The sequence below is a fragment of the Roseobacter insulae genome (assembly GCF_019375555.1).
GTDB lineage: Bacteria > Pseudomonadota > Alphaproteobacteria > Rhodobacterales > Rhodobacteraceae > Roseobacter > Roseobacter insulae.
The window spans coordinates 627,221-648,051 of sequence record NZ_JAHXDN010000001.1; the positions used below are offsets into that span (position 1 = coordinate 627,221).

Sequence of the window (20,831 nt, forward strand, 5' to 3'; positions counted from 1 at the left end):
TTCACGTAAGAGGAAATTTGCCTAGAGCCAATCCCGGAGAATCGGAATTAAAGGAACGTCTGCCGCGGGCATCGGGTAGTCTTTGAGGGCTGAGGCGCGCACCCATTTCAGGCTTTGACCCTCGCGCGATTGCGGTGCGCCGTCCCACTTTCGGCATGCGAAGAGCGGCATCAGGAGATGGAAATCATCGTAGCTGTGGCTGGCAAATGTCAGTGGTGCGAGGCAGGACGCCCATGTGGCGATGCCGAGCTCCTCGTGCAACTCGCGGATCAATGCGGCCTCGGGGGTTTCACCCGGCTCCACCTTTCCGCCGGGAAACTCCCACAGCCCGGCCATTGATTTTCCCGCCGGGCGTTGTGCCAGCAGAACGCGCCCGTCTACATCGATAAGCGCCACAGCTGACACCAGAACAACCTTTTTTGATGTCATGATCTGTAGTCAGCGTTGATGTCGATGTAGCCGTGCGTCAGATCGCAGGTCCATACTGTCGAGCGGCCTTCGCCGAGACCGATGTCGACACCGATGAAAAGCTCTTCGCCCTTCATGTGACCCGCTGCCTTGGCCTCATCATAACCTTCACTGACCCAGCCATTCTCCGCGACCACAACGTCGCCAAACCGAATGGACAGACGATCCCGGTCCGCCGCGGCGCCGGATTTCCCGATGGCCATGACAACGCGACCCCAGTTCGGATCCTCCCCGGCAATGGCCGTTTTCACGAGAGGGGAATTGGCAATCGACATCGCATGCGTTTTTGCATCCCGGTCACTGGCCGCGCCGGTAACCGTGATCTCCACGAACTTGGTTGCGCCTTCGCCATCCCGTACCACCTGATGTGCAAGGTCCAGCATCACGCCGTGCAGGGCGTCGGAGAAGGCAAGATCGCCGCTTACATCAACGCCGGATGCGCCGGTCGCCGCGACGATCAGCGTGTCCGATGTAGAAGTGTCACTGTCCACCGTGATGCAATTGAATGTTTGCGCGTTGTGGCCGGATACCATCGCCTGCAATTCGGCCTGCGGCAGCTTGGCATCGGTGAAGATGTAGACAAGCATCGTTGCCATGTCGGGGGCAATCATGCCGGACCCCTTTGCGATGCCGGCGATCTTTACCGTCTGTCCAGCAATCTTGACCTCGGTGCCCGCGCCCTTCGGGAAGGTATCGGTCGTCATGATCGCCCGGGCGGCGGCAGCAATCCCAGAGGTATCCAACTGGCTGGCCAACGCGGTCAGATGCGCGGTGATCTTTTCAAACGGGAGTGGTTCGCCAATCACGCCGGTAGACGCCGTGAATACGCGCGATTGCGGAACGTCACAGGCTGCTGCGGTCGCCGCCGTAATTTCTTCTACGGCCGATACACCACCCTTGCCGGTAAAGGCGTTGGAGTTGCCGGAATTCACCAGAATTGCGGCTCCGTCTTCGCTCGCCCTGCCCAGCTTGTCCTGACAATCGAGCACTGGCGCGGACCGCGTGGCGGAGGTGGTAAATACGCCAGCAAGTGCTGTGCCGGGGATCAGTTTTGCCAGCATCACATCGGTGCGGCCCTGATAGCGAACACCAGCCGCGACTGTCGAGAAAGTTACACCTTCAATGACCGGAAGATCGGGAAAAGCATCGGGCGCCAGCGGCGAAACAGACGAAATCGTGGCCATTCCGTGCTATTCCAGCAGGTCAATCTGTTTCAGAACGGCGGGGTCGATCTCCTGATCAGCCGGCAACTGGACATCGGCTGCATCGGCCGCCTCGGTAATCGCCTGTTGCGCCGCCATCTGACGTATCTCGTTTGTCAAATCGCCGCGTACTTCCTCGATGGTGGGAATGGCTGCTTTGCGTGTGTCGTTGAGCTTGATGATATGCCAGCCGAACTGGGTCTGAACCGGCGCGGAGACCTCACCAACGCTCAGCGCAATGGTGGCGGCTTCAAAAGTCGGCACCATCATGCCCGCTCCGAACCAACCCAACTCTCCACCACCCGGGCCGGAAGGACCTGTGGATTTCTCGCGCGCTGTGGCTGCGAAATCGGCACCGCCATCGATAGTCTCCTTGACGGCCAGCGCTTCTTCTTCGGTTTCCACCAGAATATGCGATGCGTTATACTCCTCCTCGGGGTCGATATCACCATACTGTCTGTCATAGAGTTCTTGCACCGCATCCTCGGTCACCGCTTCGGCCAGCACGGCCTCGACAACTTCCGCAGCGATCAGTGATCTTTTCTCGTTGTCCAGCGACATGGCGACACGCGGCGGCAAATCCCCTTCGAATTTCTGCGCCAGCGCGCTTTGCTGCACGAGCTGCTCCAAAATGCCATCATAGAGCACGTCATCCGCCAGTTCCTGATACTGCTGCGGCAGGCTGGCGCGCGCCGCGATCATATGGCCGAGCTTTATTTCAACACCATTCACGGTTGCCACGACCGTCTGTGCGGTGACGGGCTCCGCGGCAGCGTCGTCCTGTGCCCAGACCTGTGATGCGATGCTGGCCATAAGCGCGGCCGTGGCCAGGATTTTGAGATGTTTTTGCATGGATCGGTCCTATGGATGCGTCACGGTAGGGCGCGACATTGACACGGTTTGGCGTGACCCTTACATCGCCCTATGGGCGTCGCAAGAGAGCTTCGTTCTATTCCTATCTATGGGCTGCATCGTAGACGAGCAAGCAGATCGGCACCATTACCTAAACTTCGGCTGGAGAACGCATGCTGGGCATCGGAACAATCGCAAAAAAGGTCTTTGGCACGCCCAATGACCGCAAAGTCAAAGCGACCCGCCCGCTGATCGACAAGATCAACGCGCTTGAGCCGGAATTCGAGAAGCTGACAGACGACGGCATCAAACAGAAAACCGAAGAGCTGCGCAAGCGTGCCCTGGACGGGGAACGCCTCGATGATCTTTTGCCCGAAGCTTTCGCAAACTGCCGCGAAGCCGCGCGGCGTGCGCTGGGTCTGCGGGCGTTTGACACACAGCTGATGGGTGCAGTGTTCCTGCACCAGGGCAACATCGCCGAGCAGAAAACGGGCGAGGGCAAGACCCTGACGGCGACCTTTGCCGCCTATCTGAATGCGCTGACCGGCAAGGGCGTTCATATCGTGACGGTGAACGAATACCTCGCCAAGCGGGATGCGGCGTGGATGGGTCAGGTCTTTGGTGCTTTGGGTCTGACAACGGGCGTTGCCCACTCGGAAATGACCGAGGAAGACAAGCGCGCGGCCTACGAGAGCGACATCACCTACGCGACGAACAACGAACTGGGCTTCGACTATCTGCGCGACAATATGAAATCCGAGCTCAGCCAGATTTTCCAGAAGCAGCACAATTTCGCAATCGTGGATGAGGTCGATTCCATCCTGATCGACGAAGCACGTACGCCACTGATCATCTCCGGCCCGTCGCAGGACCGCTCGGAAATGTACAAGGTCATCGATCAGGTGATCCCGGAGCTGGACGCGTCGCATTTCGAGCTGGATGAGAAAACCCGCAATGTAACCTTCACCGACGAAGGGAACGAATTCCTCGAAGACCTGCTGCGGTCCCGCGAACTGCTTGAAGAGGGGCAGACCCTCTATGATCCGGAAAGCACGACCATCGTCCACCACGTGAACCAGGGGTTGCGGGCGCATAAGCTCTTTCAACGTGACAAGGATTACATTGTCCGCGACGACGACGTGGTTCTGATCGATGAATTCACGGGCCGGATGATGGCCGGGCGGCGGCTGTCGGATGGTCTGCATCAGGCCATTGAGGCCAAAGAGAACGTCGCGATCAAACCAGAGAACGTGACGCTCGCATCCGTAACATTTCAGAACTATTTCCGGCTTTATGACAAGCTGGCCGGGATGACCGGCACCGCGCTGACCGAAGCGGAGGAGTTTCAGGAAATCTACGGGTTGGGCGTGGTCGAAGTGCCCACCAACAAGCCGATTGCCCGCGTGGATGAGGATGACCAGGTCTACCGCACCGTGCGCGAGAAATATGCGGCGATGCTGGAGCAGATCAAGGAAAGCAATGCCAAGGGCCAGCCCGCGCTGGTGGGCACCACCTCCATCGAGAAGTCGGAAATCCTGAGTAATCTGCTGACCGAGGCGGGCATCAAGCATAATGTGCTGAACGCCCGGCAGCACGAACAGGAAGCGCAGATCGTGGCGGATGCCGGCAAGTTCGGCGCGGTGACGATTGCCACCAACATGGCGGGCCGTGGTACGGATATCCAATTGGGTGGCAACGTTGATATGCAGGTGATGAACGCCATTGCCGCCGATCCCGACGCGGACCCCGAGGCCATCCGTGCGAAGGTCGAAGCGGAACACGCAGATGAGAAGGCCAAGGTGCTGGAGGCTGGTGGTCTTTATGTTCTGGCGTCTGAGCGACATGAAAGCCGCCGGATCGACAACCAGCTTCGCGGCCGATCCGGCCGTCAGGGTGACCCCGGGCGCTCCTCCTTCTACCTCAGCCTCGAAGATGACCTGATGCGCATTTTCGGCTCCGAACGGCTGGAGAAAGTGCTGACAACCCTTGGTCTCAAGGAAGGCGAAGCCATTGTGCACCCTTGGGTCAACAAATCGCTCGAACGTGCGCAGGCGAAGGTCGAGGGCCGCAACTTCGACATCCGCAAGCAACTATTGAAATTCGATGACGTGATGAACGAACAGCGTAAAGTTGTCTTCACGCAGCGGCGCGACATCATGGAAGCCGCCGACCTGTCCGAGATCACGACGGATATGCGCCATCAGGTGATCGATGACCTTATCGATCAGTACCTGCCGCCCAATACGTATGCAGATCAGTGGGACTCAGAGGGGCTCTATGCTGCTGTCAAGGAACAGCTGAGTGTTGACGTGCCCGTGCCCGACTGGGTGGAAGAAGAAGGGGTGGATGACGAGGCGATCCGGGACCGCCTTGTGGAAGCGACCGACAAGCTGATGACCGAGAAGGCCGCACAATTCGGTTCCGAAAACATGCGCAACATCGAAAAGCAGCTGCTCCTGCAATCCATTGACGGCAAGTGGCGCGAGCATCTCCTGACATTGGAACATCTGCGCTCGGTCGTGGGTTTCCGTGGTTACGCCCAGCGTGACCCGCTGAACGAATACAAGAATGAATCTTTCCAGCTGTTTGAGCGCATGCTCGACAGCCTGCGCGAGGACGTCACACAGAAGCTGTCGCAGATCAGACCGCTCTCGGAAGATGAGCAACGCGAGATGCTGGAGCAGATCAGAGCGCAGCAAGCCGCGGCCCAGGGTGCCGCGGCCGCGGCCGTTGCAAGCAGCGGAGACGGGCAATTGTCTGATCAGGCGGCCGAGGGATTTGTTGAAGACGATCCGTCGACATGGGGCAATCCTGGCCGAAACGAGACCTGTCCCTGTGGCTCCGGCAAGAAGTTCAAGCACTGTCATGGGCGCCTCGTCTGAGCTGACTGCCATGTTCTTGCCCGAATGACTCCCCGGCACGGCCACAACTCAGCCGTGTTTACGTTTCATTAAGACTTTGTTCCAACTGGTGGAGAGGGATCAAAGCAATGTCGCATAAGACAGAAATAATGACAGCGGTGGGCACCTTGGCCTGTGCTGTCGGCATCGGTTTCGTCATGCAAAGCGGCGAGGTTGCGGAGTTGCGGTACGGATCGGCAACGACATCTGTCGAAAACATAAAAGCCCAAAGCGCCTTATCCCTGGAACGCGCCGCACCAGCTGATCTTGAGATCGCCAACGATGAACCGGTTCTGGACGTCAGCGGCATCACCCTGACGTCGGCGGAAGTTGCGGCGCCCCAGATCCTCCCCAGTCGCCAAGAGCCGGTCGATATTGCAACTGCGCTGATCAGCAGCCTCGAAAAACCGGCCGCGCCGGAAACGCATCCGCAACTTGTCTGTCCGGTGAAAATGACGGTCGAACCCCATGCTGCAGCCATGGTCAAATTGAGCCTGACAGCGCCTTGCATGCAGAATGAGCGCGTCACGGTCAGCCACAACGGATTGCAGTTTACCGAAACAACTTCTGACACCGGCGGTCTTGACGTTGCCGTTCCCGCCATGTCGGAACGGGCGGAATTCTCCGTCGCATTTGCCAATGGGCATAGCGTCGATGCCATCGCACAAGTTCCCGGCGTCGCCCTTTACGACCGCGTGGCTGTGCAGTGGCAGGGCGCGGATACCGTACAAATCCACGCCCGGGAATTCGGCGCATCTTACGGGGATGCCGGACACGTGTGGGCCGGTGCCGCGCGCGACGTCTCCGCAGTTGTTGACGGACGCGGCGGTTTCCTTACGCGTCACGGAGACAGCTCCGCTGACGATGGCCTGATGATCGAGGTTTACACATACCCGTCCGAGCTCACCGCTGCTCAGAACGCGCTTGAACTCAGCGTGGAAACAGAAGTGACCAACAAGAATTGCGGACGCGAGGTTGAAGCGAAAGCCCTGAAACTGGTTGCGGGCGCGGTTCTCCCCATCAAGGCCCTGTCGCTGGCGGTGCCGGGATGTGATGCGATTGGTGATTTTCTGGTGTTGAATAATCCGCTTCAAGACCTGACAGTCGCATCGAACTAAATCTGCGACGAGGCACCTTAACATGACATGGAGACGTGCAGCGATTTTCGCTGCACTTTGCCTTTCCACCTTCCTCCCGGCAGCCCGGGCGCAGGACGTCACGTTGACGTCGCGGGATGGTCGTGTGGAGCTCACCGGCACCATCCTGGGGTTCGACGGGGAATTCTACCGCATCGAAACACTCTACGGCGAACTGACGGTGGATGGGTCGGGCGTGCTATGCGAGGGCCCCGGATGCCCAAACCTGCAGGACTTCGTGGCCGAACTCTATATCTCGGGTTCCGCAACCATGGGTGCCGTTCTGATGCCCGCGCTGGTCGAAGGCTTTGCCCTGCGCAATGGCTACGACGCGGTGCGCGAAACGCAGGACAAGACGCATTTCACCTACCGGCTGATGAATTCGGATACCGGCAAGCTCGCCGCCGAGTTTTTCTTCAGGGTCAGTAATACCGATGAAGGTTTCGCTGATCTTTTGGCCAATGAGGCGGACCTCGTGATGGCCTTGCGCGAAATCAGGCCCGATGAGCAGCTGCGCGCCCGCGAATCCGGCATGGGTGACATGACCGATGACAATCGCAGCCGGGTTCTGGCGCTGGACGCGGTTGTTCCCATCGTGGCCCCGAATAATCCCGTGCGCGATATCGCACCGCTCAGTCTGGCGCGTGCCTATGCCGGACAAATCACCAACTGGACCGACCTAGGGGGGCCGGACGCACCGATCACCCTGCATGCGCCCGCGGCCGAAACCGGCTTGGGTCAGGCGATTGACGATGAGATTATTGCGCCGGCGGGTCTCCAGATGTCACCCAACATCATCCGCCACAGTCGTGGCGCTGACCTTGCACAGGCCGTCGCGTCCGATGCCTTTGCCTTGGGTGCTGCCAGCTATGCCGAGGTTGGCAACGCGCAACCGCTGACCCTCAAAGGTCAGTGTGGCCGGGTATTGCGTGCAACGCGCCGGACAATCAAGACCGAAGATTATCCCCTCACGGCACCGATGTTCCTCTATCTTCCCGCCCGCCGTTTGCCCAAGATCGCGCGCGAGTTTCTGGCCTTTACACGCGGTCCCGCCGCGCAAATCGTGATCCGGCGCGCGGGTTTTGTGGATCAGGCGCCCGAAGAGGTCCCTTTGGATGAACAGGGGAACCGTTTTGCCAACGCTATTGCGGCCGCCGGGGCGGAAACGAGCCTGCAGGAATTGCAGCGGATGACCACGACCCTTTCACCGATGAAGCGGCTGACCACGTCCTTCAGGTTCGAAGCCGGGTCCGTCCGACTGGATGCGCAATCGCGCTCGAACGTGCAGCAAATGGCCCGCGCTCTTGAACAGGGGCGCTATGATGCGCGCCGTCTGTTGTTTGTTGGTTTCAGTGACGGTGACGGCCCGGCGGTGGCCAACAGGGGGATTGCCCTGCGCCGCGCGGAAGCCGTGAAACAAGCCGTGGTGCAGGCGGCGGAAACCGCCGATCTGGAGCGGGTTGTGTTGGACGTCGATGCATTTGGTGAAGCCATGCCAATGGCCTGTGACAGCAGCGCCTGGGGCCGCCAGGCCAATCGCCGTGTCGAGGTCTGGGTGCGATGAACCTAGAGGTACCCCTCGCTGCGGAAGCTCAGCTCTCGGGATTTTCCAATAATGAGATGATCATGCAAAGTCAGGCCGAGGGCGATGCATGCATTGTTGATCTGATCCGTCATCGTGATGTCCGACTGCGAAGGCGTCGGATCACCGGATGGATGATTATGAACTAATATCAATGCGCTGGCATTCAGTTCCAGTGCGCGCTTTGCCACCTCGCGCGGGTAGACCGGTACGTGATCCACGGTTCCTTTTGCCTGTTCTTCATCTGCAATGATCACGTTTTTCCGGTCAAGATAAAGCACGCGGAACTGCTCCGTCGCCCGATGCGCCATGGTGGTGTGACAATAGTCCAGCAGCGCATCCCAACTGCTGAGAACATGTTGCTGCATGACTTTCGCGCGCGCCATGCGATGTGCTGCAGCTTCGATGATCTTGAGCTCGGTGATCACCGCTTCGCCGACGCCCGATACGTCGCGAAGGCGCTCTGCGGGTGCTGTAACCACCCGGTTGAAATCGCCAAACTGTTCCATGAGCGCCCGCGCCAGCGGCTTGACGTCGCGCCGCGGAATCGCGCGGAACAGCGCGAGTTCCAGCAGTTCATAGTCCGGCATCGCGGCCGCACCGCCTTCCATGAACCGTGCACGCAACCTCTTCCGGTGATCGGCAATGTAGGAAGGCGTTTTACCGGCAGGCAGCGGTACAGGCTCCGCCTCGTCCAGCAGGAACGGCAGCGTGGATTCGGCAAATGTGTTTGAATCTTGAGACATGCCGCAAGCGTGCCGGATCATGGTTTCCGAATGGTTAATCCAAAGCCGAAATTCGGACTTGCCTGCAAGTAGATCGAACTGCCCGCGCTGGCGTCTCGGGAACACAAAAAAACCAGGCACCGGGCCTGGCCATTCGTACCTGTACTTGGTCGATATGGTGAGCAATTCCAACGGAACCGCTCACCGATATTTGCGCGGCCTGTGTTCGGGCCGGCTTACCCTTTCATCGAATCCCAGAAAGTTTTGACGCTGGAAAAGAAGCTGGACGATTCCGGATTGTTGTTCTCTGACAAATCCTCGAACTCTGCCAGCAACTCTTTTTGCCGCGTTGTCAGGTTCACCGGGGTTTCGACGGCAAGCTCTATGAACATGTCACCCGCACCCGCGCCGCGCAGGGCGGGCATGCCCTTACCGCGCAGACGCATCTGGCGACCGGATTGGCTGCCAGCGGGGATTTGCACACGTCCGCGGCCACCGTCGATGGTCGGCACTTCGATCGATCCGCCCAAAGCGGCCTTGGCCATGGAGACGGGGACACGGCAGAAGAGGTTGCCCCCATCACGCTGGAACAGTTCATGCTCGGCCACCTCGATGAAGATATAGAGATCTCCGGAAGGACCGCCGCGCATGCCCGCTTCGCCCTCGCCCGCCAGCCGGATGCGCGTACCGGTTTCAACACCGGCGGGAATGTTCACCGACAGCGCCCGGTCTTTTTCGACACGTCCGGCCCCGTGGCAGGAGTTACAGGGGTTCTTGATGTGCTGACCAAGGCCCGAGCAGGTGGGACAGGTCCGCTCAACGGTAAAGAAGCCCTGTTGCGCCCGCACCTTGCCCATGCCGGAACAGGTGGGACAGGTTGTGGGTTCGGAGCCGCCTTCAGCGCCCGTGCCGTTGCAGCTGTCACAGCCGACGGATGTAGGCACGTTGATGGTTTTTTGCAGCCCGTTATATGCCTCTTCCAGCGTGACGCTCAGGTTGTACCGCAGGTCGGACCCGCGTGCGGCACGGCGCCCACCGCCACCGCGTTGACCACCCATGAAGTCGCCGAAGAGATCGTCAAAAACGTCTGAAAATGCAGATGAGAAATCGCCTTGTCCGCCACCAAAGCCACCGCCGGGCCTGCCACCGCCACCCATGCCGCCTTCAAAGGCCGCGTGGCCATATCGGTCATAGGCTGCCTTCTTGTCGGCATCCTTGAGGACTTCATAGGCCTCGTTGGCTTCCTTGAATTGGGATTCGGCTTGCGGATTGTCCTTGTTACGGTCGGGATGCAGCTCTTTCGCCTTGGAGCGGTAGCCTTTCTTGATCTCGTCCGCCGAGGCTCCCTTGGCGACGCCAAGTACCTCGTAATAATCACGTTTTGCCATCAGCTGGGTCCCCTTACTGGAACGTGAGAGGCCGACCCGGGGGTCGGCCTATGCAGTGGTTCCGGGTTACGCGTCGTTCACGCGCGCTTGTCGTCGTCGAGGTCTTCGAACTCGGCGTCGACGATATCATCCTCGCCGCCATGCGGTTCATCCGCCGCCTCGGCGACGTCCTCGCCGTCTTCCTGAGCGGCTTTGTAGATGGCCTCGCCCAGTTTCATCGCGGCCTCGGTCACGTTCTGGATGCCGGATTTGATCTTGTCGGCATTGTCGGATTCCAGTTCGTCCTTGAGCGCTGCGATTGCAAGCTCAATGGCTTCGACCGTGGTCGGGTCAACCTTGTCAGAGTGCTCCTCGATCGACTTCTCGGTCGAGTGGATAAGGCTCTCCGCCTGGTTTTTCGCCTCGATCAGCTCGCGGCGCTCTTTATCGGCCTCCGCGTTCTCTTCGGCGTCCTTGACCATTTTCTCGATGTCTTCATCGGACAGACCGCCAGAAGCCTGGATCGTGATCTTCTGCTCCTTGCCGGTGCCCTTGTCCATCGCACCCACCGACACGATGCCGTTGGCGTCAATGTCGAAGGTGACTTCGATCTGCGGCATGCCGCGCGGGGCGGGCGGGATGTTTTCCAGGTTGAAAGCGCCGAGGATCTTGTTGTCGGACGCCATTTCACGTTCCCCCTGGAAAACCCGGATCGTCACAGCGTTCTGGTTGTCCTCGGCGGTGGAGAAGATCTGGCTTTTCTTGGTGGGGATCGTGGTGTTGCGGTCAATGAGACGGGTGAAGACGCCGCCGAGGGTTTCGATGCCGAGCGACAGCGGTGTCACGTCGAGCAGCACCACGTCTTTGACGTCGCCTTGCAGAACACCGGCCTGAATGGCGGCACCCATGGCAACCACTTCGTCAGGGTTCACACCCTTGTGCGGCTCCTTGCCGAAGAACTTGGTGACTTCCTCGACCACTTTCGGCATGCGGGTCATACCCCCAACCAGAACCACCTCGTCGATATCGGAGGGCGACAGACCCGCGTCTTTCAGCGCGGCCTGGCATGGCTTGATCGAATTCTTGATCAGGTCGTTCACGAGGCTTTCCAGCTTGGAACGGGTCAGCTTCATCACCATATGCAGCGGCTGGCCGTTGGCGCCCATGGAAATGAACGGCTGGTTGATCTCGGTCTGGCTGGAGCTCGACAGTTCGATCTTGGCTTTTTCAGCGGCTTCTTTCAGACGCTGCAGGGCCATCTTGTCTTTCGTCAGATCGACCTGATGCTCTTTTTTGAACTCATCCGCAAGGTAGTTCACGATGCGCATGTCGAAGTCCTCGCCACCGAGGAAGGTGTCACCGTTGGTGGATTTCACTTCGAAAAGGCCGTCATCGATTTCGAGGATGGTCACGTCGAAGGTCCCACCGCCGAGGTCGTAGACCGCGATGGTTTGCGTGTTTTCCTTATCGAGCCCATAGGCGAGGGCCGCGGCTGTCGGCTCGTTGATGATCCGCAGCACTTCAAGGCCCGCGATCTTACCCGCATCCTTAGTGGCCTGACGCTGGGCGTCGTTGAAATAGGCAGGCACGGTGATGACCGCCTGGGTCACCTCTTCGCCGAGATACGATTCAGCGGTCTCTTTCATCTTGCCAAGGATGAAGGCGGAGATTTGGCTCGGGGAGTATTTCTCCCCCTTGGCTTCCACCCAGGCGTCGCCATTGCCGCCGTCGATGACGTTGAACGGCATGTTCTTCTTGTCCTTGGCGAGGTCCGCGTCGTCGAACCGACGACCGATCAGACGCTTGACGCCGAAGATGGTGTTTTCGGGGTTGGTGACGGCTTGCCGTTTCGCGGGCTGACCCACGAGGCGCTCGTCATCCGTGAAAGCGACGATGGACGGTGTTGTCCGCGCGCCTTCGGAGTTTTCAATTACACGGGGCTGGCTGCCGTCCATGATGGAAATGCAGCTGTTGGTCGTCCCCAGGTCGATACCAATGACTTTGGCCATGTTTTAGATCCCTCATTTACTCAAGGCGATGACACGGAGCGATTGGCCCGTTATGGCGCCGCTGCCCCGATCTCAATACACATGAAGCGGGTCGCCTCACGCGGTTCGGAGGGTATATAAGGAGGGGCCTCGCGCGCTGCAACCTTTAGAGACCGGGTGTATGAGGAATCTTGGTACAATTTTGGCGTATTTTGATAATCCCGGAGGATGGATGGCACATTTGACGGTCGCGGGGTTCGACATTCACAAATCCTACCTGTCCGTTGAGGCGCAGCGCGGTCTGCTGGAGGACTTGCGACAGGTGGTGCGGTTGGCGCCGTTTTTCGCCCCGGTGACACCACGCGGCAAAGCGATGTCGGTGCGGATGACCGCAGCGGGCACATTCGGATGGATCACCGACCGGCGCGGCTATCGGTACGCCGAAACTCATCCGCAGGGGATGGCGTGGCCGCCAATGCCACAAAGTGTCCTGGATATCTGGCATGACCTCACCGGGTTGGCCCATCGGCCCGAGTGCTGCCTGATCAACTACTACGGCGAAGGCGCGCGAATGGGGATGCACCAGGACAAGGACGAAAGCAGCTTCGACTGGCCCGTGGTGTCTGTCTCCTTGGGCGATGATGGCCTGTTTCGAATGGGTGGCCCGCAGCGTGGTGACAAAACCCGATCGATCTGGTTGCACTCCGGTGACGTGGTGGTCATGGGCGGCACCGCGCGTCTGGCTCACCATGGTGTCGACCGGATCAGGTTCGGGTCGTCGTCTCTCTTGCCCAGAGGCGGACGGATCAACCTGACCCTGCGCGTTGTCGGCTAGCAGTTTGACGGCAGGTTTGAACCCACACCGAAAGGGTCAAAACCTGCTGCGTGTGTTCGCAGCGTAAGAAGCACCGCAGGGGCGCGGAAATCGGCCGCCGCGCAGCAGGAGAAACAGCCACTCAAGGAGAAGCAACATTTAGCAAAGCTCACATTCACAGGTCGGAGTAAGAGCTGCCATTGACCCTCTGCGCACCCAGACCTGCCTGCGGCTGCTCAAGATGCCGGAAGGGGTTCGAAGGGACCCAATGTGCCTGCAGCAGCGCTCAGAGGATGGTCGACTGAAAAGCCTTCGTTTCAAACGCCGCTGGATTGCTGACGTCAGCGCGATGCTGATGTCTGGGTTTGCAGAGCGGATTGGAGGGTAAACCACGCCAAAGGTCAAACTTCCCACGGTCACCCGAAACGCCAAGCCTGAAACAGCGGCCGGATCATTGGACAGAAATGACCTCTCTTACCAGAACAAGTAGGAGTTCTTTCACAAAAGCAGAGACCCTGAGCAGGCCTGCGTTCATGCGTCCCATTCTGTGACCGTAGCAGATTTCTCCATCTTGGTTTTGAGCTGGAAGATGCGCGGGGCATTGCCAGAATGACTGATGTCTGACAAGCCGCCGATGCTGCGGGCCAACGCCCGGTGGAGGACGCAAACTTTCACACAAAGGCTGCATTGATGAATTCCGCGACCAGTTTCAAACGGGTGCGGTCCTTGGTGGCGATCAGATACGTATCCTGCGAGTCCGGCATCTCGCGTATGGCGATCTGTGCGATGTTGTCCTGAATCAGGCTGCTGTTGCGCAGAAACAGCGCGACGCCAATGCCCTGCAACACGGCTTCGCACATCAGCGGAAAGGTTGTCATCGTGACCGTACGGGTCAGCGTGATCCCGTGGTCTTTACATGTCTGGCCAAGCAAACGTTGTGTGAGCGAGCCCTTTTCCGGCACAATGAGCGTTTCTTGTTGAAGCTCGGTCAGCGACACATCGTCTTGCTGGGCAAATCGATGATTCGCAGGGCAATAGAGGACGTAATGCGATTGCTCGATGTGGATACGCTCCCAGGTTTCATGTTCCGGTGCATCCGTGATCAGCCCGACATCGGCCAACCTGCTGCGGATCATCGATGTGGCCGTTGTCCAGTCATGTAACCCGAAGTCAACGCGAATATCCGGATAGCGCTGCCGGAACTGGGCGATAATCTTCAAGGCGGGCTGCGGCGCATTGCCGATAACTTTCAGCCTGCCCTCCTGCATCGCGTTGAACCCCTCCAAACGTTCGGAGACTTCTGCATCAAGAGCGACCATGCGGTCAGCGAGATCATAGAAATCCTGCCCGGTCGGGGTAAGCTCCACACCATCACGGCCCCGGAGCAGCAGCACAGTGCCGACGCTGTTTTCAAGCTTGGCAATATGCTGGGTGATTGTGGATTGCGTCACACCCAACCGGGCTGCGGCCGCAGAAAAACTGCCTTCACGAACGACATAGGCAAAGGCTTCGAATTGGTGGTGGTTCGGGCGCACGGCAGATCCTTTCCCATCACCCATAGCACCCATCGGTTTCACTAATATGACGTCACAAAACTTAAGCCTGCACCGACGTAAGGTCGGCCTGTTCCTAGGGGGAATCGCATGGCTCAACTGTCGATCACATCGATCACCAAACGCTTTGGGGAAACGCCGGTTCTGAAAGGTGTTTCTCTGGATGTGGCGAACGGCGAATTCGTCTCGCTCGTAGGCCCGTCAGGTTGTGGAAAGTCCACGCTGTTGCGCATCATCGCGGGGCTTGAGGCGCCGACGACGGGCAGCGTTACCCTTGGGGGTGTTGATGTGACGGCCACGCGTGCCGCGGATCGCAACCTGTCCATGGTGTTTCAATCCTATGCGCTTTACCCGCATCTCAGCGTGGGCGAGAACATCGCCGTTCCGCTGCGCATGCGCGAACTGACCGGGCTCCAGCGACTGCCCGTTGTGGGCGGTTTGATGCCGGGCGCGAAAGCGCGCAGACAACGCATTGCAAGCCAGGTCAGCCGCGCAGCAGAAATGCTGGAGATTGGCGCGTTGTTGGATCGCAAACCCGGGCAATTGTCCGGTGGGCAGCGGCAGCGTGTGGCGTTGGGCCGGGCGCTTGTTCGGAACCCGGCTGCGTTCCTGCTGGATGAACCCCTTTCAAACCTCGATGCGAAATTGCGGGTTCAGACGCGCGCGGAAATCGCAGAACTGCACCGGACCCTTGGGGCAACATTCATCTACGTGACCCACGACCAAGTGGAAGCAATGACGATGTCGGACCGTATTGCCGTGATGATGGGCGGCGAGATCCTGCAATGCGCGGCACCTGACATCATTTACGAAGACCCCGACGACATTCGCGTGGCCGAGTTCATCGGGTCCCCGAAGATCAATATCCTTCCGCTGGAGCGATCGGGCACCGGCCTGTACCTGTTTGGCAGGTCGCTGGAGTGGCGTGTGACAAATGCCGCGCCGGAGGTCATGCAGCTTGGGCTGCGACCCGAAGCGCTGCACCTGACGCAGCATGCGCCGCGCCTGACGGGTCGGGTGGCGCATTTCGAAAACCTCGGCTCCGAAGTCTTTGCCCAGATTGCACTCAACGACGACGCATTGCGCGTCACCCTGCGGGCGACGCCAGCCCAGCGGCAAATGCTGGGGCTTGGAGCAGAGGTCGGGCTGGGCTTCGACACACAGGCGGCAATGGTCTTTGACCCTGACGGAAAGCGCTTGCGCAAAGTCGAAGCCATGGCCGGCATGACAAGCGAGGTCGCCTGAGATGGCGGTGATTGACACAAGGGCGGTCGCGCACGCCAAGCCAGAGACCCGGCAAGCGCGGACGGCCTGGGGCCTTACAGCCCCGGCGCTGGCGCTGATGGTGTTGATCCTGCTGGTCCCGGTGTTCGTCGCAGGCGTGCTGTCTTTCAGCAACTACTCGTTGGGCAATCCGGGATTTGACTGGGTTGGGGCGCAGAACTACGAGAGACTTTTCACCCGCTCGACCTATGAAAAGATGTTCATAGCGACGTTCACCTATGTGGTGACGGTGGTGCCGATCTCCGTCGGCCTGGGGCTTGGTGCGGCCATGCTGGTGCATTCGCTGGGCCGGATCGGGGACATCTACAAGACCATTTATTTTCTGCCCGTTATGGCAACGCTGCTGGCGATGGCCATCGCATGGGAGTTCATGTTGCATCCGACCATCGGGATGGTGAATCGCACGCTGGCGATGGCCTGTGGCACGTGGGCGGAGGCCATTTCGTTCTTTAAAAGTGGATGCGCTGACGGGTTTCCGCTGTGGCTCGGGGATCGCGATTATGCGATCTGGGTGGTGTGCTTCATTGGCATCTGGCAAGGGTTCGGCTTCAACATGGTCCTGTACCTTGCAGGGCTGACATCCGTGCACCGCGAGTTGTACCACGCCGCCGAAGTGGACGGCGCAAAAAGCGCGTGGGAGCGGTTCCGGCTGGTCACGTGGCCCGCGCTTGGGCCAACGACCGTGTTTGTCGTGACGATCTCCTGTATCCGCGCCTTTCAGGTCTTTGACACGATTGAGGCATTTTGGCCGCAGGGCGGCGGCCCGAACAAATCTGCCTACGTGATGATGTTCGCGATCTTCGAGAAGGGTGTGCAGCAAAACCTGATCGGCATCGGCTCCGCTATCACCATGCTATTCCTGATCTTTGTGATGTTCCTGACCCTGATCCAGCGCTGGCTGGTCGAGCGCAGGGTTCACTACGGATGACACGCGACTGGCTCAAGCATCTGATACTCATCCTCGGCGCGATCATCGTGCTGGCACCGTTCTATATGATGGTCAGCTATTCGTTCAAAAGTCCGGGCGAGATTGACCGCGGCGAAGGGGGATTTTTTGGCCGTCAGGAGATGATGATCGACCCGCGTTGCGTGGCCTTGCGCCAGCCGGACCGCGCCGATATCGAAGCAGCGCGGTCGCAGTTTCCCGGGCAGGACGATGCGGGGGTTCAGTCAGCGTTATTGGCGGAGACAGAGGCTGCCTGTTCTATCCGCCCCGCGGTTTTCAACTACACCAAGGCCTTCACCGAAGCGCCCTTGCTGCGATATCTGCTGAATGGCGTCATTGTCACCGTATCCATTTTTCTGATCCAGATCGTGGTGGCCCTGCCTGCCGCCTATGCGCTGGCCAAACTGAGGTTCTGGGGCCGCGAGGCGGTCTTCGGGCTGGTGCTCTTTTGCCTGCTGATCCCGGTCCATGCCATCGCGCTGCCGCTTTACATCATGCTGGCAAAGCTGGGACTGACCAACACCTATGCGGCTTTGGTCGTGCCCTGGACGATCTCGGTCTTCGGGATATTTCTGATGCGCCAGTTTTTCATGACAGTGCCGGATGATCTGATCGATGCCGCGCGTATGGATGGGATGAGCGAATTCGCCATCGTCTGGCGCGTGATGCTGCCGACAGCCATCCCGGCGCTACTGGCCTTTGCCATCTTCAGCATCGTGGCCCACTGGAACGACTATTTCTGGCCGCGCATCGTGGTCACCGGCAACCGGGATTTGTTCACGCCTCCACTTGGTCTGCGTGAGTTCAAGGGCGATGGGGACGGGTCATTCTTTGGCCCCATGATGGCCACGGCCACCGTCATTGTCACACCGCTGATCGTCGCGTTTCTGATCGCACAACGCCGCTTTATCGAGGGGATCACATTGTCTGGAATGAAGTAAGGCGGGATCGCTCCCGCCCTACCCATAGCCCCGCAGGGGCACAATCACCGGGGTCTGCCAATCGCCAAATCGCACCTCCCCGGGCAACAGGAGCAAACCTAATGAAACTGACCACAACTGCAATGGTCTTGGCTTTATCTGCCAGTGCCGCGCTCGCCGAGGACAAGGTAACAATCGAGTTCGCCTATCCGTACAGCCACCTCTTTGACGTGACCTACGAGGCGATGATGCCGGCCTTCCAGGAGGCGCATCCCAACATCGAAGTAAAGTTTCGGGCCACGTACGAATCCTATGAAGACGGTACCAACACCGTTCTGCGCGAGGCCGTCGCGGGCAACCTTCCCGATGTGACCATGCGCGGCCTGAACCGTCAGGCGCCGCTGGTGGACAAGGGCATTGCCCAGTCGCTGGAGACCTTTATCGCCGCCGAAGCTGACTTTGAAAAGGACGGCTACCATCAGGCCATGCTGTCGCTGTCGACCTTTGATGACAAAGTCTATGGCCTGCCATTCTCGATTTCGCTGCCGGTCGGCTATTACAACATGGACATCCTGTGCGCTGGCGGCATCGACTCACTGCCCCAGACTTGGGACGACGTGATCGCCGCTTGCCAGACAATGAAGGCCAACGGCATCGACAACCCGATCTTCTGGGGGTGGAACATCACCGGCAACTGGTTCATGCAAGCGCTGCTGTGGAGCCAGGACAAGGCCATTGTCGAAGACGGTCGCGTCACGCTCGACAGCCCTGAAACGCTGGTTGCACTTGAGCAGATGCAGGAGATCTTCACCGAGTGCGAGATGCAGAACCTCGAATGGAAAGCCGCACTTTCGTCCTTCTCGGCCGGTGACATCGGCATGATGTTCTGGTCCACATCCGCCCTGGGTGCGGTTGAGCGGAGCCAAGGCGATTTCGAGCTGGTGACCGGCCCGTTCCCGGGTCTGGGCGATGCGCCGATGGGCCTGCCGGCGGGTGGTAACGCGGCGATGCTGACCTCGACGTCAGACGACCCAAAGGTGCGCGAAGCTGCGTGGACATGGCTCAAATACATCACGTCCGGTGAAGGCGCTGCGGAAGTGGCCAAGACGACGGGCTACATGCCCCCGAACAAGGCCGCCAACGAAATCATCCTGGCCGACTTCTACGAGCAGAACCCCAACAAGCAGACGGCCGTGGATCAGCTGCCCCTGCTGCGCGACTGGCTGGCCTATCCCGGCGACAACGGTCTGGCGATCACGCAGGTGATCTATGACAGCATTGAGCGGATCGTGACGGGTGATGCCACCGACATGAAAGAGCTCCAGCAGGAGATGGTGGAAGAGGTTGCTGACCTCTTGCCCAACGGCTGAGCCTGATGTGACCCGGCGGGGGGGGAGACATCCCCCTCGCCCTTTCCGGACGAAATCCAACATCTGAACGCAGGAGGAGCCGCCATGAAGCTCATCCACATGTCCGACATCCATCTCACCGTGCCCGGTGAACAGATGGGCGGTCTCGACCCCCACGCGCGCTTTGCGCAAGCCTTGGCCCATGTGGAAACGCATCACGGCGATGCCACGCGCCTGATCATCACGGGCGATCTGACCCATTGGGGGGAACCCAGGGCCTTCGACGCGCTGAAAGACGCGATAGACGCGTTTGTCGTGCCGGTCCGCCTGATGATCGGCAATCACGATGATCGCGCGGCGTTTCAGAACGCCTTTCCCGAGTACCCGAAGGACCCATCCGGCTACGTCAATCACTTCGAAGAGGTGGATGGCCTGCGCCTGATTTACCTCGACACCTGCGCGCCCAGGACACATGCGGGCCATTTCGGCGCAGATCGCTGTGACTGGCTTGCAGGCGCGCTTGAAGGCGCAGATCGCGCGCGGCTGTTTCTGCACCACAATCCGATGACGCTGGGCCTGCCCGCCGAGGATAAAATCGCACTGGTGCCTGAAGACCGCTCCGGGTTCCGCGCGGTGCTTGAAGCCCATCGGGACCGGATCGAGTATATCCATTTCGGCCACGTGCACGCGCCGATCCACGGCACCTATTGCCGCATTCCCTTCGCCAGCGTGCCGTCGACTGGCAACCAATCCATTCCGGACCTGAGGGAAACAGAGATGTTGACCGGCGGCCCATTGCCCCCGGCCTATTTCGTCATCGTCATCGATGCTGGCGCAACGACCATTCATCAGATCCCCTTTGCCTGGGACGGGCCGGTGCACAAAACCGGCACCGCATGGGATGACTGGGCGAAGCCGGTGGCCGCGGAATGAAATTCATTCACCTCACCGACACCCATGTGACAGGCGATGGTTTGCTTTATGGGCAGAACCCGGCGGCGCGGTTGGCGGTGGCGGTGCAGTCGATCAACGCCGAACATGGCGATGCGGCGTTTGTCGTGGTGACCGGCGATCTGACCCATTGGGGTGATGCCGACGCCTATGCACGCTTCTCCAATGAGATAGGCAATTTGCACATGCCAGTGCATCTGATGGTGGGAAACCACGACGATACAGGGGCATTTTCAGAGACATTTCCGGACACGCCGCAGGACAAAAACGGCTTTGTGCAAACGGCCATCGACACAGAGGCCGGGCGGTTTCTGCTGCTCGATACCACGGCTCCGGAAGGGCACGGCGGGGCCTATTGCGCGGCGCGGCGCGATTGGTTGCGCGGGCACCTCGAAACGCCTGAAGATCCGATCCTGATGTTCATGCACCACCCCCCTTGTCCGGTTGGGATCGCCGCCATGGACCGGATCATGCTGCAGGATGCCGAGGCGTTTCACGCCGTGATCGCACCGCATACCGCGCGCATTCGCCACCTGTTCCTTGGCCATGTGCATCGCGCCATCTGGGGCAATTGGCGCGGCATCAGCTATTCCTGCATGCGGGGGCTGAACCATCAGGTCGCGCTCGATCTGGATGCGCCCGCTGACCGCATTTCCGGCACCTTCGAACCACCGGCCAATGGGGTTGTTCTGCTGGGCGATGACCAGGTCACGGTTCACCTGCACGACTTCACCGACAGATCCGAAAGGTTCGACTTATAGCGCCAACCGCCGCTCGGGCTGTCACCTTGCACC

The 20,831-nt window shown here is 59.6% G+C and carries 17 protein-coding genes; 10 read left to right on the forward strand and 7 right to left on the reverse strand.

Annotated elements, in window-relative coordinates:
* Positions 1 to 21 precede the first annotated feature (21 nt).
* Genes mutT through KX928_RS03085 form a run of 3 tightly spaced genes read right to left on the reverse strand, consistent with a single transcriptional unit; the run spans position 22 to position 2,522 of the window.
* Positions 22 to 429 (reverse strand): 8-oxo-dGTP diphosphatase MutT, encoded by a 408-nt coding sequence (gene mutT / locus KX928_RS03075; protein WP_219498772.1) that lies wholly within the window; start codon positions 427 to 429, stop codon positions 22 to 24.
* A complete protein-coding gene (argJ, locus tag KX928_RS03080) occupies positions 426 to 1,652 on the reverse strand; it encodes a bifunctional glutamate N-acetyltransferase/amino-acid acetyltransferase ArgJ (RefSeq protein WP_219498775.1) in 1,227 nt (408 codons plus the stop codon). Before argJ ends, mutT begins: the two co-directional genes overlap by 4 nt.
* Positions 1,653 to 1,658: 6 nt before the next feature.
* Positions 1,659 to 2,522, reverse strand: a complete 864-nt coding sequence (locus KX928_RS03085) for a peptidylprolyl isomerase (protein WP_219498779.1) — start codon at positions 2,520 to 2,522, stop codon at positions 1,659 to 1,661.
* A 173-nt stretch (positions 2,523 to 2,695) separates the two neighbouring features.
* Here KX928_RS03085 and secA point away from each other — a divergent pair, with 173 nt between their 5' ends.
* From secA to KX928_RS03100, 3 genes are all read left to right on the forward strand, one after another.
* Positions 2,696 to 5,404, forward strand: coding sequence for a preprotein translocase subunit SecA (secA, locus tag KX928_RS03090; RefSeq protein WP_219498782.1), 2,709 nt, complete (start codon positions 2,696 to 2,698; stop codon positions 5,402 to 5,404).
* Between the two features lie 107 nt (positions 5,405 to 5,511).
* Positions 5,512 to 6,540: a hypothetical protein gene (locus KX928_RS03095; RefSeq protein WP_219498785.1), complete on the forward strand. Its 1,029-nt coding sequence runs from the start codon at positions 5,512 to 5,514 to the stop codon at positions 6,538 to 6,540.
* Positions 6,541 to 6,562: 22 nt separating this feature from the next.
* Positions 6,563 to 8,122 carry a substrate-binding domain-containing protein gene (locus KX928_RS03100; protein ID WP_219498788.1) on the forward strand — a complete coding sequence of 520 codons (1,560 nt, stop codon included), beginning with the start codon at positions 6,563 to 6,565 and terminating at the stop codon, positions 8,120 to 8,122.
* 2 nt (positions 8,123 to 8,124) lie between these two features.
* Here KX928_RS03100 and radC read toward each other — a convergent pair whose 3' ends face one another.
* The 3 genes from radC to dnaK form a co-directional block, all read right to left on the reverse strand.
* Positions 8,125 to 8,886, reverse strand: a complete 762-nt coding sequence (radC, locus tag KX928_RS03105) for a RadC family protein (RefSeq protein WP_219498791.1) — start codon at positions 8,884 to 8,886, stop codon at positions 8,125 to 8,127.
* A gap of 215 nt (positions 8,887 to 9,101) precedes the next feature.
* Positions 9,102 to 10,253: a molecular chaperone DnaJ gene (gene dnaJ / locus KX928_RS03110; protein ID WP_219498795.1), complete on the reverse strand. Its 1,152-nt coding sequence runs from the start codon at positions 10,251 to 10,253 to the stop codon at positions 9,102 to 9,104.
* Between the two features lie 77 nt (positions 10,254 to 10,330).
* Complete coding sequence (dnaK, locus tag KX928_RS03115; RefSeq protein WP_219498798.1) at positions 10,331 to 12,241, reverse strand: molecular chaperone DnaK; 1,911 nt, start codon at positions 12,239 to 12,241, stop codon at positions 10,331 to 10,333.
* Between the two features lie 211 nt (positions 12,242 to 12,452).
* On the opposite strand from dnaK, the gene KX928_RS03120 reads away from it, so the two are divergent.
* Positions 12,453 to 13,055, forward strand: coding sequence for an alpha-ketoglutarate-dependent dioxygenase AlkB family protein (locus KX928_RS03120; RefSeq protein ID WP_219498800.1), 603 nt, complete (start codon positions 12,453 to 12,455; stop codon positions 13,053 to 13,055).
* A 650-nt stretch (positions 13,056 to 13,705) separates the two neighbouring features.
* Here KX928_RS03120 and KX928_RS03125 read toward each other — a convergent pair.
* Positions 13,706 to 14,569, reverse strand: coding sequence for a LysR family transcriptional regulator (locus KX928_RS03125; protein ID WP_219498803.1), 864 nt, complete (start codon positions 14,567 to 14,569; stop codon positions 13,706 to 13,708).
* A 108-nt stretch (positions 14,570 to 14,677) separates the two neighbouring features.
* On the opposite strand from KX928_RS03125, the gene KX928_RS03130 reads away from it, so the two are divergent.
* From KX928_RS03130 to KX928_RS03155, 6 genes are all read left to right on the forward strand, one after another.
* On the forward strand, positions 14,678 to 15,832 hold the full coding sequence (locus KX928_RS03130; RefSeq protein ID WP_219498806.1) for an ABC transporter ATP-binding protein: 1,155 nt from the start codon (positions 14,678 to 14,680) through the stop codon (positions 15,830 to 15,832).
* A 1-nt stretch (position 15,833) separates the two neighbouring features.
* Positions 15,834 to 16,799, forward strand: a complete 966-nt coding sequence (locus KX928_RS03135; protein ID WP_219498808.1) for a carbohydrate ABC transporter permease — start codon at positions 15,834 to 15,836, stop codon at positions 16,797 to 16,799.
* On the forward strand, positions 16,796 to 17,758 hold the full coding sequence (locus KX928_RS03140; RefSeq protein WP_219498812.1) for a carbohydrate ABC transporter permease: 963 nt from the start codon (positions 16,796 to 16,798) through the stop codon (positions 17,756 to 17,758). Before KX928_RS03135 ends, KX928_RS03140 begins: the two co-directional genes overlap by 4 nt.
* 101 nt (positions 17,759 to 17,859) lie before the next feature.
* Positions 17,860 to 19,107 carry an ABC transporter substrate-binding protein gene (locus KX928_RS03145; RefSeq protein WP_219498815.1) on the forward strand — a complete coding sequence of 416 codons (1,248 nt, stop codon included), beginning with the start codon at positions 17,860 to 17,862 and terminating at the stop codon, positions 19,105 to 19,107.
* 84 nt (positions 19,108 to 19,191) lie between these two features.
* Entirely contained in the window at positions 19,192 to 20,019 is an 828-nt protein-coding gene (locus KX928_RS03150; protein WP_219498818.1) for a metallophosphoesterase, read from the forward strand.
* Entirely contained in the window at positions 20,016 to 20,798 is a 783-nt protein-coding gene (locus KX928_RS03155) for a phosphodiesterase (protein ID WP_219498821.1), read from the forward strand. The genes KX928_RS03150 and KX928_RS03155 overlap by 4 nt, the downstream gene beginning before the upstream one ends.
* Positions 20,799 to 20,831: the final 33 nt, after the last annotated feature.